General features: G+C 76.1%; 14 protein-coding genes, 1 tRNA gene and 1 pseudogene. 13 read left to right on the top strand and 3 right to left on the bottom strand.

All coding sequences use genetic code 11. From position 1 onward, the window contains the following. From mfd to GTR00_RS03720, 13 genes are all read left to right on the top strand, one after another. The coding region (gene mfd / locus GTR00_RS03660; protein ID WP_166610289.1) for a transcription-repair coupling factor at positions 1-3,011 on the top strand (3,011 nt) is incomplete at its 5' end. Positions 3,012-3,106: 95 nt separating this feature from the next. Continuing rightward, a complete protein-coding gene (locus GTR00_RS03665; RefSeq protein ID WP_323132183.1) occupies positions 3,107-3,826 on the top strand; it encodes a MazG family protein in 720 nt (239 codons plus the stop codon). Positions 3,827-3,896: 70 nt separating this feature from the next. Further along, entirely contained in the window at positions 3,897-4,862 is a 966-nt protein-coding gene (locus GTR00_RS03670) for an ROK family protein (RefSeq protein WP_205704979.1), read from the top strand. A gap of 64 nt (positions 4,863-4,926) precedes the next feature. Then, positions 4,927-6,222: a phosphopyruvate hydratase gene (gene eno, locus GTR00_RS03675; protein WP_166610290.1), complete on the top strand. Its 1,296-nt coding sequence runs from the start codon at positions 4,927-4,929 to the stop codon at positions 6,220-6,222. 35 nt (positions 6,223-6,257) lie between these two features. Continuing rightward, positions 6,258-6,896: an FtsB family cell division protein gene (locus GTR00_RS03680; protein WP_166610291.1), complete on the top strand. Its 639-nt coding sequence runs from the start codon at positions 6,258-6,260 to the stop codon at positions 6,894-6,896. Further along, positions 6,893-7,528, top strand: a complete 636-nt coding sequence (locus tag GTR00_RS03685) for a DUF501 domain-containing protein (protein ID WP_166610292.1) — start codon at positions 6,893-6,895, stop codon at positions 7,526-7,528. Before GTR00_RS03680 ends, GTR00_RS03685 begins: the two co-directional genes overlap by 4 nt. A 2-nt stretch (positions 7,529-7,530) precedes the next feature. Next, positions 7,531-8,481, top strand: coding sequence for a Ppx/GppA phosphatase family protein (locus GTR00_RS03690; RefSeq protein WP_407659593.1), 951 nt, complete (start codon positions 7,531-7,533; stop codon positions 8,479-8,481). A 128-nt stretch (positions 8,482-8,609) separates the two neighbouring features. Then, a complete protein-coding gene (locus tag GTR00_RS03695; protein ID WP_166610294.1) occupies positions 8,610-9,053 on the top strand; it encodes an SRPBCC family protein in 444 nt (147 codons plus the stop codon). A gap of 101 nt (positions 9,054-9,154) precedes the next feature. Next, positions 9,155-9,961 carry a uracil-DNA glycosylase gene (locus tag GTR00_RS03700; protein WP_323132184.1) on the top strand — a complete coding sequence of 269 codons (807 nt, stop codon included), beginning with the start codon at positions 9,155-9,157 and terminating at the stop codon, positions 9,959-9,961. Positions 9,962-9,999: 38 nt separating this feature from the next. Then, a tRNA-Leu gene (locus GTR00_RS03705) sits at positions 10,000-10,083 on the top strand. Between the two features lie 95 nt (positions 10,084-10,178). Next, positions 10,179-10,997 carry a Bax inhibitor-1/YccA family protein gene (locus GTR00_RS03710; RefSeq protein ID WP_166610295.1) on the top strand — a complete coding sequence of 273 codons (819 nt, stop codon included), beginning with the start codon at positions 10,179-10,181 and terminating at the stop codon, positions 10,995-10,997. 47 nt (positions 10,998-11,044) lie between these two features. After that, positions 11,045-11,356: a hypothetical protein gene (locus GTR00_RS03715; RefSeq protein ID WP_166610296.1), complete on the top strand. Its 312-nt coding sequence runs from the start codon at positions 11,045-11,047 to the stop codon at positions 11,354-11,356. A gap of 23 nt (positions 11,357-11,379) precedes the next feature. Next, the gene (locus GTR00_RS03720; RefSeq protein WP_166610297.1) at positions 11,380-12,744 is read left to right on the top strand and encodes a cystathionine beta-synthase; all 1,365 of its coding nucleotides are present in this window, start codon (positions 11,380-11,382) and stop codon (positions 12,742-12,744) included. 69 nt (positions 12,745-12,813) lie between these two features. Here the strand turns inward: GTR00_RS03720 and GTR00_RS03725 are convergent, their stop codons facing one another. The 3 genes and pseudogenes from GTR00_RS03725 to GTR00_RS03735 form a co-directional block, all read right to left on the bottom strand. Beyond that, positions 12,814-14,052: an ABC transporter permease gene (locus GTR00_RS03725; protein ID WP_240899347.1), complete on the bottom strand. Its 1,239-nt coding sequence runs from the start codon at positions 14,050-14,052 to the stop codon at positions 12,814-12,816. Beyond that, a complete protein-coding gene (locus tag GTR00_RS03730; RefSeq protein WP_323132185.1) occupies positions 14,052-14,753 on the bottom strand; it encodes an ABC transporter ATP-binding protein in 702 nt (233 codons plus the stop codon). Before GTR00_RS03730 ends, GTR00_RS03725 begins: the two co-directional genes overlap by 1 nt. 29 nt (positions 14,754-14,782) lie before the next feature. Further along, positions 14,783-15,335: pseudogene (locus tag GTR00_RS03735) on the bottom strand (hypothetical protein); the annotation flags it as partial.

Below are 15,335 nucleotides of genomic sequence, written 5' to 3' on the forward strand. Positions count from 1 at the left end.
CCACCCGCCCGCACCCGCTGCGCGTGGAGTTCTTCGGCGACGAGGTCGACGAGGTCCGCTCCTTCTCCGTGGCCGACCAGCGCAGCCTGGAGGTCGAGCCGGAGGGCGTGTGGGCCCCGCCGTGCCGCGAGCTGCTGCTGACCCCGGACGTGCGCGCGCGGGCCGCGGCGCTGGTGGATGCCCACCCCGAGGCCGCCGAGGTCCTCACCAAGATCGCCGAGGGCATCGCGGTGGAGGGCATGGAGTCCCTGGCCCCCGCCCTGGTGGACGGCATGGAGCCGCTGCTGGACGTCCTGCCGGCCGGCACCCACGTGGTGCTCGCCGAGCCGGAGAAGGTCCGCGCCCGCGCCCACGACCTCGTGGCCACCGGCGCGGAGTTCCTCGACGCGGCCTGGATGAACGCCGCCGTCGGCGGCCAGGCCCCCGTCGACCTGGGCGCCTCCTCCTTCTGGACGCTGGCCGAGGTGCGCGCGCACGCGGGGTCCACCGGGCGGCCGTGGTGGTCGGTGACCTCCCTGGTCCCCGACGACGACCTGCGCGACCTGGAGGACACCCGCGTGCTGCGCGTGGCCGCGCGCGACGTGGTCGGCTACCGCGGCGAGACCGAGAGGGCGCTGGCCGACCTGCGCGAGCTGGCCGGCGGCGGCTGGCGCATCGTGGTCACCACCGAGGGGCACGGGCCGGCCAAGCGCCTGGTGGAGGTGCTCTCCGGCGAGGACGTGCCCGCCCGGCTGGTCGACGACCTCGTCGAGGCCCCCGACGCCTCCGTGGTGGCCGTGACCACCGCGAGCGTGGAGCACGGCTTCGTCGCCGAGGCGCTGAGGGTCGCGCTGGTCACCGAGGCCGACATCACCGGCGTGGGCGGGCAGTCCACCAAGGACATGCGCCGCATGCCCGCGCGCCGGCGGCGCAACGCCGTGGACCCCCTCAGCCTGCAGCCCGGCGACTTCGTCGTGCACGAGCAGCACGGCATCGGCAGGTTCGTCGAGATGGTGCAGCGCACGATCCAGGGCGCCACCCGCGAGTACCTCGTGCTGGAGTACGCCTCCAGCAAGCGCGGCCAGCCCGGCGACCGGCTCTTCGTGCCCACCGACACCCTCGACCAGGTCACCCGCTACACCGGCGGGGAGACCCCCGCGCTGTCGAAGATGGGCGGCTCGGACTGGGCCAAGACCAAGTCCAAGGCGCGCAGGGCCGTCAAGCAGATCGCCGGCGACCTCATCAAGCTGTACTCCGCGCGCATGGCCACCAAGGGCCACGCCTTCGGGCAGGACACCCCGTGGCAGCGCGAGCTGGAGGACGCCTTCCCCTACGTGGAGACGCCCGACCAGCTCGCCAGCATCGACGAGGTCAAGGCCGACATGATGAAGCCGGTCCCCATGGACCGCCTGATCTGCGGCGACGTCGGCTACGGCAAGACGGAGATCGCGCTGCGCGCGGCGTTCAAGGCCGTGCAGGACGGCAAGCAGGTCGCCGTGCTGGTGCCCACCACGCTGCTCGTGCAGCAGCACTACAAGACCTTCGCCGAGCGGTACGCGCAGTTCCCCGTCTCGGTCAAGCCGCTGTCGCGCTTCACCCCCGGGGCGGAGACGAGGGAGACGATCGCCGGCCTGGCCGACGGCTCCGTCGACGTCGTCATCGGCACCCACCGGCTGCTGTCCGGGGAGGTGAGGTTCAAGGACCTCGGCCTCGTGGTCGTCGACGAGGAGCAGCGCTTCGGCGTGGAGCACAAGGAAGCCCTGAAGACGCTGCGCACCAACGTGGACGTGCTGGCCATGAGCGCCACGCCCATCCCGCGCACCCTGGAGATGGCGGTCACCGGCATCCGCGAGATGTCCACGCTGGCGACCCCGCCCGAGGAGCGCCACCCGGTGCTCACCTACGTCGGCGGGCAGGAGGAGAAGCAGATCGCCGCCGCCATCCGGCGCGAGCTGCTGCGCGAGGGGCAGGTGTTCTACGTCCACAACCGCGTGCAGTCCATCGAGCGCACCGCCGCGCGGTTGAAGGAGCTCGTGCCCGAGGCGCGCATCGCCACCGCCCACGGGCAGATGGGCGAGCACCGCCTGGAGCAGGTCGTCGTGGACTTCTGGGAGAAGAAGTTCGACGTCCTGGTCTGCACCACGATCGTCGAGACCGGCCTGGACATCTCCAACGCCAACACCCTCATCGTCGAGCGCGCCGACGCGATGGGCCTGTCGCAGCTGCACCAGCTGCGCGGGCGCGTCGGGCGCGGCCGCGAGCGCGCGTACGCCTACTTCCTCTTCCCGCCGGAGAAGCCGCTCACCGAGACCGCCCACGACCGCCTGGCCACCATCGCCCAGCACACCGACCTCGGCTCCGGCATGGCGGTGGCGATGAAGGACCTGGAGATCCGCGGCGCGGGCAACATGCTGGGCGGGGAGCAGTCCGGCCACATCGCCGGCGTCGGCTTCGACCTCTACATGCGCATGGTCGCCGACGCGGTCGCGGACGTGCGCCGGCAGGTCCCCGGCGCGCAGAACGACGACGCCGAGCCCGAGCCCACCGAGGTGAAGATCGAGCTGCCGGTCGACGCGCACCTGCCGCACGACTACGTGCCCAGCGAGCGCCTGCGCCTGGAGGCCTACCGGCGCCTGGCCGCGGCCGACTCCGAGACCGACCTGGTGGAGCTGCACGCCGAGCTCACCGACCGCTACGGCACCCCGCCGCAGCCGGTGCTCAACCTGCTGGAGGTCGCCAAGTTCCGCACCGCCGCCCGCCGCGCGGGCCTGCGCGAGGTCTCGCTGCAGGGCAAGCAGGTGCGCTTCGCCCCGATCGACCTGCCGGAGTCGCGCGAGCTGCGGCTGAAGCGGCTGTACCCGGGCACGATCCTCAAGCCGGCGCTGTCGGTGGCGCTGGTGCCCGCGCCGATGACCGCGCGCATCGGCGGCAAGCCGCTGCGCGACGCGGAGGTCCTGGCGTGGGTGCACGAGTTCGTGGACGCGGTCCTGCTGGAGCAGCCGGCCGCGGTCGCCGCGGGCGCCCGGCGCTGACGGCCACCGGGGCGCCCGCAGCTGCGGGCGCCCCGGCCCGGTGCGACCGGGCGGGGCACCGGGCGCGGGGAGCGGGCGCGGGTAGCGTGCCGCGGGTGAGCGACGCCCCCGCCAGCACCGCCCCGACCGGCACCGCCCCGACCGGCACCGCCCCGACCGGCTCGAAGCTGCTCGACCTCGTCGCCGTCATGGACCGCCTGCGCTCGCCGGGCGGCTGCCCGTGGGACGCGCGGCAGACGCACGCCTCGCTGCTGCGGTACCTGGTGGAGGAGAGCTACGAGGTCGTCGACGCGGTGGAGAACGGCACCCGCGAGGAGCTGCGCGACGAGCTGGGCGACCTGCTGCTGCAGGTGGTCTTCCACGCCCGGGTGGCCGCCGAGGACCCCGCGGAGGGCTTCGACGTCGACGACGTGGCCGCGGCGATCGTCGCCAAGCTGGTGCGCCGGCACCCGCACGTCTTCGACGGCGAGGTCGCCGCGGAGGACCTGCAGGCGCGCTGGGACGCCATCAAGGCCACCGAGAAGCCGCGCGCGTCGGTCCTGGACGGCATCCCGCTGCAGCTGCCGGCGCTGGCCCGCGCCGACAAGGTCCTCGGGCGCCTGCAGCGCGCGGGCCTGGCCGAGCCGGCCGGGGGGCGGCCTGGCGAGGAGGCGGTGGGGGAGCGGCTGGACGAGGAGGCGGTGGGCGAGCGGCTGCTGGAGCTGGTGCGCGCCGCGCACGCCGCCGGGGTGGACCCGGAGGCGGCGCTGCGCACGGCGACCCGGCGCCTGGAGCGCGCCGCGCGCGAGCGCGAGGGCGGCGCCGCGCGCGCCTGAGCGCACCGGGCCGACGCGGTGTGCTGCGGACGGCCCCGGGGAGCTGAACCGGCCCAGTAGGGTCCCGGCCGTGACGACGACGCACGTGCTGGCCCTGGACATCGGCGGCACCAAGATCGCCGCCGGTCTGGTCTCGCGCACCGGCGAGGTGCGCGCCGCGCGGGAGGTGCCCACCGACGCCGCCGACGCCGCCGCGGTCGGCGCCGCGCTGGAGGGCCTGGTGGACGGCGTGCTCGCCGACGCGCCCGCGGCCGGCGTGCAGGTCGCCGACGTCGCCGAGGTGGTCGGCATCGGCTCCGCCGGGCCCGTGGACGCCGCCGCCGGCACGGTGCACCCGGTGAACATCCCCTCCCTGCGCGGCTTCCCGCTCGTGCAGACCGTCGCCGCCCGCGCCGGGCGCGCGCTCGGCCGGCGCGCGCACGCCGCCCTGGCCCAGGACGGGCAGTGCTTCGCCGCCGCCGAGCAGTGGATCGGCGCGGCCGCCGGCGCCCCGGCCGTGCTCGGCGTCGTGGTCTCCACCGGCGTCGGCGGCGGGGTCGTGCTCGACGGGCGCCTGCTGACCGGCCGCAGCGGCAACGCCGGCTTCATCAGCCACGTCGGCGTCGTGCTCGACGGCGAGCGACTGCCCGGCTCCGGCGCCCTGGGGGTCGTGGAGTCCTACGCCAGCGGCCCGGCGATGGTGCGCGCGGCGCGGGCGCGCGGCTGGCGCGCCGGCGAGCCCGGCGCCGACGCGAGGGCGCTGACCGCCGACGCCGCCGCGGGCGAGCGCGTGGCGGTGGAGGTGATCGCCGCCGGTACCCGCGCGCTGGCCTCGGCGTTCCTGTCCGCCGCGGCGCTGTTCGACCTCAGCGACGTCGTCGTCGGCGGGGGCGTGGCCGCCTCCGGGGAGGTGCTCATGGCGCCGCTGCGGGCGGCGTACGCGGAGATGGCGGTCTACCCGCACCTGGCCGACGTGCGCCTCAGCACCTCCCGGCTGCCGCGCGCCTCGGGCCTGGTGGGCGCCGGCAGGCTGGGGTGGCAGACGCTCTCGGGGTGAGCGCGAGGGCTCCCGCTAGGCTCGGGCCGACCGAACAGCGGACAGCCGAGCAGTAGGAGTGCGCGTGGCCACCATCGAGGCCGTCGGAGCTCGCGAGATCCTGGATTCCCGCGGCAACCCCACCGTCGAGGTCGAGGTCCTCCTCGACGACGGCACCTTCGCCCGCGCGGCCGTGCCCTCGGGCGCGTCCACCGGTGCGCACGAGGCCGTCGAGCGTCGCGACGGCGACAAGGGCCGCTACCTGGGCAAGGGCGTGGAGCAGGCCGTCGAGGCCGTCATCGAGGAGATCGGCCCCGCCCTCGTCGGCCACGACGCCCACGAGCAGCGGATCGTCGACCAGGCGATGCTCGACCTGGACGGGACCCCCAACAAGGGCCGCCTGGGCGCCAACGCCGTCCTGGGCGTCTCCCTGGCCGTGGCCAAGGCCGCCGCGGCCTCGGCCGACCTGCCGCTGTTCCGCTACCTGGGCGGCCCCAACGCCCACCTGCTGCCGGTGCCGATGATGAACATCGTCAACGGCGGCGCCCACGCCGACACCGGCGTCGCGATCCAGGAGTTCATGATCGCCCCCGTGGGGGCGGCCTCCTTCCGCGAGGCGCTGCGCTGGGGCGCGGAGACCTACCACTCGCTGAAGTCCGTGCTCAAGCAGCGCGGCCTGTCCACCGGCCTGGGCGACGAGGGCGGTTTCGCCCCCGACCTGCCCAGCAACAAGGACGCCCTGGACCTGATCGCCGAGGCCGTGCAGAAGGCCGGGTTCACCCTCGGCAGCGACATCGCGCTGGCCCTGGACGTGGCGGCCACGGAGTTCTTCGCCGACGGCCAGTACTCCTTCGAGGGCTCCAACCGCTCCGCGGAGTGGATGACCGGCTACTACGAGGGCCTGGTCTCGGAGTACCCGCTGGTCTCCATCGAGGACCCGCTGGGCGAGGACGACTGGGCCGGCTGGCAGCACATCACCAGCGCCCTGGGCGACAAGGTGCAGCTCGTCGGCGACGACTTGTTCGTCACCAACCCCGAGCGCCTGCGCAAGGGCATCGACTCCTCGGCGGGCAACTCGATGCTGGTGAAGGTCAACCAGATCGGCTCGCTCACCGAGACCCTCGACGCCGTGGACCTGGCGCACCGCAACGGGTTCACCACGATGATGAGCCACCGCTCCGGCGAGACCGAGGACACCACCATCGCCGACCTGGCCGTCGCGGTGGGTTCCGGCCAGATCAAGACCGGTGCGCCGGCGCGCTCCGAGCGCGTGGCGAAGTACAACCAGCTGCTGCGCATCGAGGAGGAGCTGGACGACGCCGGCCGCTACGCCGGCGCCTCCGCCTTCCCGCGCGCGGCCCGCACCACCGGGCGCGCCTGACGCGTCGCGGCCCGATCGCGGGAGAAGCTGGACCCATGGCGTCGCGTCGTCCCACCGCGCCCCGCACCGCCCGCCGCACGGCGGGCGGTGCGGGGCGCGGCGCCGGTACCGGCCGCGGCCCCGGCGCCTCCCGCACCCCGCGCCCGGCGGCGGCCCGGCCCTCCACCCGGCCGGCCGCCGCGGCGCGCGGGCGCAGCGCCGCCACCGCCTCCGCCTCCGACCGGCGGCGCACCCGCGGCCCGCGGGCCCTGGTCCTCAGCGCCCTGGTGCTGGTGCTGGCCGTCTTCCTGCTGCCCAGCTGGCAGAAGTGGCTGGAGCAGCGCTCGGAGATCGGGCGCCTGGAGGCGCAGATCAGCCAGCAGCGCGAGGACCTGGACGCCGCCCGCGAGCAGGTCGCGCGCTGGCAGGACGACCAGTACGTCATGACGCAGGCGCGCAGCCGCCTGCAGTACGTGCTGCCCGGGGAGACCCCCTACGCCGTCGACGGCGGCGAGGGCACCGACGCGGTGGCCCCGGCGCACGCGGCCGCCGCGGTGCCGAGGTCGTCCGCCGCCTGGTACGAGAACATCTGGGAGTCCCTGCGCGTGGCCGCCACGCCGGGCGCGGAGGACGCCACCACCCCCGGGCTGACGGACCTGCCCGACCCCTTGCACAGCAGCGGAACAGGACGATGAGCAGCCCCGCCACCGGCCCCACGAGCACCGGTCCCGCCGACGCCGGGGGCACCCCCGTCCCCGCCGGCGGCGCCCGCGCGCCCGCGGGCCGCGACGAGCCGAGCGCCGCCGACCTGGCCGGCATCGCCGAACTGCTCGGCCGGGTGCCGCGCGGCGTGCTCGGCATCGCGCACCGCTGCTCCTGCGGGCGCCCGGAGGTCGTCGAGACCGCGCCCCGGCTGCCCGACGGCACGCCCTTCCCCACGACGTACTACCTCGTCGACCCGTTCGCGGCGTCCGCGATCAGCACCCTGGAGGCCGCCGGCCTCATGCGGGAGATGACCGAGCGCCTCGCCGCCGACCCGGAGCTGGCCGCCGCCCACGCCGCCGCCCACGAGGACTACCTGCGCCGGCGCGCCGCCCTGGGCGACGCCGACGTGCCCGAGATCGCCGGGGTCTCCGCCGGCGGGATGCCCACCCGCGTGAAGTGCCTGCACGCCCTGGCCGGGCACGCCCTGGCCGCCGGGCCGGGCGTGAACCCGCTGGGCGACGAGACGCTGCAGCGCCTGCGCGAGCTCGGCGGCTGGCCGGCCACCTGCCCGCACGCCGGGCTGCCCGAGCACCCGCACGAGCACGGCGGTGCGCCCGCGTGAGCGTGCAGCGCGTCGCCGCGGTGGACTGCGGCACCAACTCGCTGCGCCTGCTGGTGGCCGACGTCGACACGGCCGCGGGCACCCTGGTGGACGTGGAGCGCACGATGCGGATCGTGCGCCTGGGGCAGGGCGTGGACGCCACCGGCGCCTTCGCGCCCGAGGCGCTGCAGCGCACCCTGGCCGCCGTGGACGAGGCCGCCGCCGCCTGCCGCCGGCACGGCGTGGCCCCCGGCGCGGTGCGCTTCGTGGCGACCTCCGCCTCCCGCGACGCCTCCAACCGCGAGGAGTTCACCGCCGGGGTGCGCCAGCGCCTCGGCGTGGACCCCGAGGTGGTCACCGGCGCCGAGGAGGCCCGGCTGAGCTTCACCGGCGCCACCCGCGAGCTGCTCGGCGAGCACCCGGCGCCGTTCCTCGTGGTGGACCTGGGCGGGGGGTCCACCGAGTTCGTCCTGGGCGAGCGCGAGCCCTCGGCCGCGCTGTCGGTGGACGTGGGCTCGGTGCGCCTGACCGAGCGGCACCTGCGCTCGGACCCGCCCGCCGCGCGGGAGGTCGCCGCCGCGCGCGAGGACGTGCTCGCGGCCCTGGGCGCCGTGGAGCGCGAGGTGCCGCTGGCGCGCACCCGCACCCTGGTGGGCGTGGCCGGCTCGATCACCACGATCACCGCCGCCGCCCTGGACCTGCCCGAGTACCGCTCCGGCGCCGTGCACGGCGCGCGGCTGCCGCTGCAGCGGGTGCGCGCCGCGTGCGACGCGCTGCTGGGCGCGCCGCGCGCGCAGCGGGCCGCGATGCCGTTCCTGCACCCGGGCCGGGTGGACGTCATCGGGGCCGGGGCGCTGGTGTGGCGCACGGTGCTGGAGCACCTCGCCGAGGTCGCCGGCGTGGACGAGGTCGTCACCAGCGAGCACGACATCCTCGACGGCACCGCCTTCTCCGCGGCCGAGCGGCTGCGCTGAGCGCGCCCGCGCGCACCCGGCGGCGCCCCCGCGCCCGTCGCGCGGTGTGACGCACCGCACGTACCCGGTGCGGTGCCACCGGTGCGCCCGCCGTGCGGGCCCCGCCGCGGCGCTGGCAGGCTTGCCGCATGAGCACCGTCAGCGCGACGACCACCCGGCGCATCGACGCCCCCGCCGACCGGGTCCTGGCCGCCCTCGCCGACTACAGCGGCACCCGCCCGCGGCTGCTGCCGGGGCAGTTCACCGACTACGAGGTGCTCTCGGGGGGCCAGGGCCCCGGCACGCAGGTGCGCTGGAAGCTGCACGCCACGAAGAAGCGCGTGCGCGACGTGCTCGCCGACGTCACCGCCACCGACCGCCACGCCCTGGTGGAGACCGACCGCAACTCCTCGCTGGTGACGACCTGGCGGGTGGAGGAGGACGGCCCCGACGCCGCGGAGGTCGTGGTGACCAGCGAGTGGCAGGGCGCCGGCGGTGTCGGCGGCTTCTTCGAGCGCACCTTCGCCCCGCGCGGTCTGGACCGCATCTACGGCGAGCTGCTCGACAACCTCGCCGTGGACGTCGCCCGCTGAGCGCGACCGGCGGGCGCGCGCCCGGCGCGGGAACCACCGGCGGGGGAGCCGCGGGCGTCCCGCTGCCGCACCCGGCCACCGGGGTGCCGTCCCCCTCGCCCGTGCCGCCCGGCACGGGCTGGCCGGGGGACCCCTCGCCGGCGGGCACGCCCGTGGCGCACGACGCGCGGCAGGTGCGCGAGCTGGCCGCCGGTGCCGGCTCGCCCGCGCGGGTCGTGGCCCGCTCCTGCGTGTGCCGGGCGTGCCCGCGGCTGGTCGCCTGGCGCGAGGAGGTCGCCGCCGCCAAGCGGCGCGCGTACCGCGGCGAGCCGTACTGGGGCCGGCCGGTGCCCAGCCTGGGCGTGGCCGAGCCGCGGGTGCTCGTGGTGGGGCTGGCGCCGGCCGCCCACGGCGGCAACCGCACGGGCCGGATGTTCACCGGGGACCGCTCCGGGGACTGGATCGTCGCCGCGCTGCACCGCGCGGGCCTGGCCTCGCAGGCCACCTCCGTGCACGCCGCCGACGGGCTGGAGCTGATCGGCACCCGCATCGTGGCCCCGGTGCGCTGCGCGCCGCCGGACAACAGGCCCAGCACGGACGAGCGCGACACCTGCGCCGGCTGGCTGGACGCGGAGCTGGCGCTGGTGGCCCCGCACGTGCGCGCCGTGCTGGCGCTGGGCGCCTTCGCCTGGGCGGCGGCGCTGGCGGCGGCCCGGCGCGCCGGCTGGGCGGTGCCGCGCCCGCAGCCGCGCTTCGGGCACGGCGCCGAGGCGGAGCTGGGCGGACCGGCCGGGCCGGTGCGCCTGCTGGGCAGCTACCACGTCAGCCAGCAGAACACCTCCACGCGCCGGCTGACCGCGCCCATGCTCGACGAGGTCGTGGCCCGCGCGGCCCGCGCGGCGCGCCTGGCCGGGACCGGCGGCGGCTGAGCGCCCCGGGCGCTGGCTACCCTGTCGCTCGTGGTCCCGCCCGGGTGGCGTAACTGGCAGGCGCACGGGGCTTAAACCCCCGGGCCGTTCGCGGCGTGCGGGTTCGAGTCCCGTCCCGGGTACCGCGGGAGCCCCCGGCGAGGTCGCCGGGGGCTCCGGGAACCAGCGCCGCCCCGCGCGCGTTGCACCGGCAACGACTCGCTTCCAGGAGGGAGCCATGCAGAGCAAGAACCCGGTCTTCGCCCGGAGCAACGAGTTCAAGAGCGGTGGCTACGCCACGTTCGACGCCCCGTCCTCGGGGCGCGGCGCGCCCCCGGCGGACGCCTCCGCGAGCACGCTGGAGGAGTGGTACCGCAAGCCCTCCGCCACGCCCACGCAGTCCCGGCGGATGACGCTGGACGACGTCGTGGTGCGCACCGCGCTGCTGGGCGGTGTCCTCGTGCTCGGCGCGGCGGCCGCCTGGTTCGCGAACGTGGGGCTGCTGCTGGCCATCGGCGCCGCGCTGGTCGGCTTCGTGCTGGCCATGTGGGCGCAGCTGTCCAAGAAGGTCCGCCCCGGCGTGATGTTCGCCTACGCGGCCGTGGAGGGCGTGTTCGTGGGGGCCATCTCCCACGCCTACTCCTCCCTCTACGACGGCATCGTCGGCCAGGCCGTGCTGGGCACGCTGGGCGCCTTCGCGGCCATGCTGATCGCCTACAAGACCGGCGTGATCCGCAACAGCCCGCGCTTCACCAAGGTCCTGACCATCGCGGGCCTGGGCTACCTGGTCTTCGGCCTGGTCAACCTGGCGTTCGCCGCCTTCGGCGGCACGAGCGTCTACTCCGCCGGCGGCCTGCTGCCGGTGCTGGTCAGCGGCTTCGGCGTCGTGCTGGCCTCGCTGTTCCTCGTGCTGGACTTCGACTACGTGGAGCAGGGCGTGCGCAACGGCCTGCCCGTCAAGGAGTCCTGGCGCGCGGCCTTCGGGCTCGTGGTCACCCTGGTGTGGCTGTACCTGGAGATCCTGCGCCTCGTCGCCATCCTGCGCGGCGACGACTGAGCACGCAGCACACCCCCGACGAGCTCGGCGCGCCGGCCCCCGCGGCCGTGCGCGCCGAGCTCGCGCGCGTCCTGGCCGTGCAGGCCGACCGGGTGCGCTCCACCGCCCTGTCCCAGCTGGAGCGCACCCGCGAGGGCGCCGGCGCCCCGCGCGCGGAGCTGGTGCGCCGCACCGCGCAGGCCCTGGCCGACCTGGCCGCCGACGCCGAGGGCCGCCCGCGCCGGCCGCTGCCCGCCCTGGCGCTGCACGGCGTGGGCGACCAGCTCGCCGTCACCGGCGCCGACGTGCTCGCCCACGGCGACGACGCCGCGCTCGCCGCCGCCCTGCGCCTGGTGCTGGAGCTGCGCCGCGGGCTGTGAGCGCCGTGGGGGAGGATGGACCCATGCGCTACGCCGAGTCCGTCGTCGACCTCGTGGGCGGGACACCGCTCGTCAAGCTCCACCGCGTCACCGAGGGGCTGTCCTGCACCGTCCTGGCCAAGGTCGAGTACCTCAACCCCGGCGGCTCGGTGAAGGACCGCATCGCCCTGCGGATGGTGGAGGCCGCCGAGGCCGAGGGCGCGCTGAAGCCGGGCGGCACGATCGTGGAGCCCACCAGCGGCAACACCGGCGTCGGGCTGGCCCTGGTGGCGCAGCAGCGCGGCTACAAGTGCGTGTTCGTGTGCCCCGACAAGGTCGGCGTGGACAAGCGCAACGTGCTCAAGGCGTACGGCGCGGAGGTCGTGGTGTGCCCCACGGCGGTGCCGCCGGAGGACCCGCAGTCGTACTACTCGGTCTCCGACCGCCTCGTGCGCGAGATCGAGGGCGCCTGGAAGCCCAACCAGTACGCCAACGTCAACGGCCCGCTGAGCCACTACGAGAGCACCGGCCCGGAGATCTGGGCGGACACCGAGGGGAGGGTCACCCACTTCGTCACCGGCGTGGGCACCGGCGGCACGATCACCGGCACCGGCCGCTACCTCAAGGAGCAGGGCCCGGTGAAGGTCGTCGGGGTCGACCCGGAGGGCTCGGTGTACTCCGGCGGCACCGGCCGCCCCTACCTGGTGGAGGGCGTGGGCGAGGACTTCTGGCCCAGCGCGTACGACCCCTCGATCCCCGACGAGATCGTCGCCGTCTCCGACGCGGACTCCTTCGAGATGACGCGCCGCCTGGCCCGCGAGGAGGGCCTGCTGGTGGGCGGCTCGTGCGGCATGGCCGTCGTGGGCGCCCTGCGGGTGGCCGAGCGCCTCGGCCCGGACGACGTCGTGGTGGTGCTGCTGCCCGACGGCGGCCGCGGCTACCTCGGCAAGATCTTCAACGACGACTGGATGGCCTCCTACGGCTTCCTGGACCCCTCCGAGGGCGGCACCGCCGGGGACGTGCTGCGCTCGAAGTCCGCGGGCCTGCCCGCGCTGGTGCACACGCACCCCTCCGAGACGGTGCACGACGTCATCGAGATCATGCGCGAGTTCGGCGTCTCGCAGCTGCCTGTCGTGGGCGCCGAGCCGCCCGTCATGGCCGGCGAGATCGCCGGCGCGGTCACCGAGCGGGACCTGCTGGACCGGCTGTTCACCGGTGCGGCGAAGATGTCCGACGCCGTCTCCTCGCACCTGGGCCCGGCGCTGCCGCTGGTGGGCGGGGGGCAGTCGGTGGAGGAGGCGCGCGAGGTGCTCGCCCGCGCCGACGCCGCGGTCGTCGTCGAGGACGGCAAGCCCAGCGGCGTCATCACCCGCCAGGACCTGCTGGCGTACCTGGCCACCCGCCACTGAGGCACCCGCGCGCCGGGGCCCGGCGGTGCACGGCACCGCCGGGCCCCGCACGCGCGGGGCGGCAGGTCCTCAGTAGCGGATCGCGTCGATGACCTTCGCGCGCACCGCCACGGTCGCCGGCACCACCCCGGCCAGCGCCCCCACCGCGGTGGCGGCCACCAGGCCCTCGACCGCGGCCGAGACGGGGAAGGGCGGCACGTCCTGCAGGGGCGCCCCCGCGGGCAGCAGCGAGGCCAGCAGCTCGGGCGCGTAGGAGAGCAGGGCCACCGACAGGGCCACCGCCAGCACGCCGGCGACGAAGGTGGCCGCCACGCTCTCCAGCAGCACGGCGAAGAACACCCGCCCGCCGGTGGCGCCGAAGCTGCGGCGCACGCCGATCTCGCGGATGCGCTGGCGCACCGTGACCAGCCCGACGTTGAGCACGCCGATGCCGCCGAGCACCAGGGCGAAGACGCCCACCCCGCGCACGCCGTAGGCCAGGACGAGGTCGACGACCCGCAGCTCCTCGCCGGCGTCGGAGCGGTAGGCGCTCACCGAGTACCCCGGCAGGGCCGCCTGCACCTCCGACTGCAGGGCGGCCGTGAAGGCCTCGGCGTCCGCGTCGGGCACCCACAGCTCCAGGGCGGGCGGTCCGCTCATCGCCGTGTCCACCAGCCCCCACGACTGCGCGGCGGAGTTCAGCGCGTAGGCGCCGGGCGTCGTGCCGTCGGAGTAGGGCACCTCCATGACGCCGACGACCGTGGCCGTCACGGGCCGGTCGCCGCCGAGCACGACGGTCGTCGGGGTGCGCTCGTCGAAGCCGCCGAGCAGGTCGGCGAAGGCGCGGTTGACCACCAGGCGCGGGGAGAAGGCCTGGTCGTCGGCGGCGGTGAGGAAGCGGCCCTGGTCGGTGACCGCGCGGTGCATGGTGCCGTAGCTGGGGTCGACGTAGGAGAACGGGACGACCTGCGCGCCGGTGGGGAAGCGCACCGTCACCTGCCCCGAGCCCTGCGAGACGAACCCCCACCAGGCGACCTCGTGCCGCTCGGCGGCCTCGCGCAGCACCTGCGAGGCCCGCTCGGTGCCCTGCAGGGTGGGGGCGCCGTTCGGGTAGGCCGACACCTGCAGCGTCGCCGAGCGCCCCGAGGTGCGCTCGGTGCTCTCCACCATGAGCTGGCGGCCCATGTTGCCCGCGGCCGTGATGGTGGTCATCGCGAACACGGCGAGGAAGACGCCGACCAGGGAGAGCACCACGCGGGTGCGGTGCACGCGCACCTCGCCCCACGCCTCGGTGACCGCGGCGACCGGGCCCAGCAGCCAGCGGCCCATCACAGCGTCTCCCGGTGCGCGGTGGCCGCGGCGACGGCGTCGCCGGTGATCTCGCTGAGCACGCCGTGGTCGAGGCGGAACTGCCGGTCGGCGCGCGCGGCCACCGACAGGTCGTGGGTGATGGTGACCAGGGTGGTGCCCTCGCGGCGCACGAGCTCCTCCAGCACGTCCATCACCGCCGAGCCGGTGTCGACGTCCAGCGCGCCGGTGGGCTCGTCGGCCAGCAGCACGCGCGGGCGTCGCACCAGGCTGCGGGCCAGGGCCACGCGCTGCTGCTCGCCGCCGGAGAGCTTCTCGGGCATGGTGTCCAGGCGCCCGCCCAGGCCCACGCGCTCCAGCATCTCCCGCGCGGTGCGCCTGCGGCGCAGGAACTCGCGCCCGGAGGCGTACAGCAGCGGGGAGGCGACGTTCTCGGTGGCGGTGCGCCCGGGCAGCAGGTTGAACTGCTGGAAGACGAACCCGAAGGTCTCCCCGCGCAGGCGGGCGGTGCGCCGCGCGGACATGCCGTCCACGGGGCGCCCGTCGAGCAGGTAGTGCCCGGAGGTGGGGGCGTCGAGCAGGCCGATGATGTTCAGCAGCGTCGACTTGCCCGAGCCGGAGCGGCCGACGACGGCGACGTGCTCGCCGGCGGCGACCTGCAGGTCGACGCCGGTGAGGATGCGCAGGGTGGTGCCGTCGGGCAGCGCCACCGAACGGCTCACCTGCGACAGGGTCAGCGTGGCGTTCACCGTCAGTAGCCCCCGCCGTACATCACCGCTCCGCCGCCGGCGTACGGGTCGCTCACCTGGTCGCTGCCGGGGGTGAACTGCAGGACCTGCGCGCCCTCGGTGAGCCCGCCGGTGACCTCGACGTTCGTGCCGTCGGTCAGCCCGAGGGCGACCTCGGTCTCGGTCTGCGCGCCCGTGCCGTCGACGACCCACACGGTGCCGGTGTCCACGCGGCCGCGCACGGCGGTGACGGGCACCGTCAGCACGCCGGTGGCCGAGCCGGCGGTGACGTCGAGGGTGGCGGACAGCCCGGCGAAGACGAGCACCTCGTCGGGCACGCGGCAGGTGACGGTGGCGCCGGTGGGCGCCTGGGCGGGGTCGGCGTACGGGTCGGCGTAGCCGCCGGAGGGGTCGGGCGCCGCGGGTGCCGCCGTGCCGGGCGTGCCGGTGCGCAGGTCGGTGCACTCGAAGGTGCCCGGGCCCCCGGGCACGGTGACCCGGGCGGTGGTCGGCGGGGCGAGCAGGCGGAACTGCTGCTCCTGGGTCAGCGGCGCGGAGACGCTGAGGGTGCCGGGG

This window comes from Kineococcus indalonis (genome assembly GCF_009906395.1).
In the GTDB taxonomy this organism is placed as follows: domain Bacteria; phylum Actinomycetota; class Actinomycetes; order Actinomycetales; family Kineococcaceae; genus Kineococcus; species Kineococcus indalonis.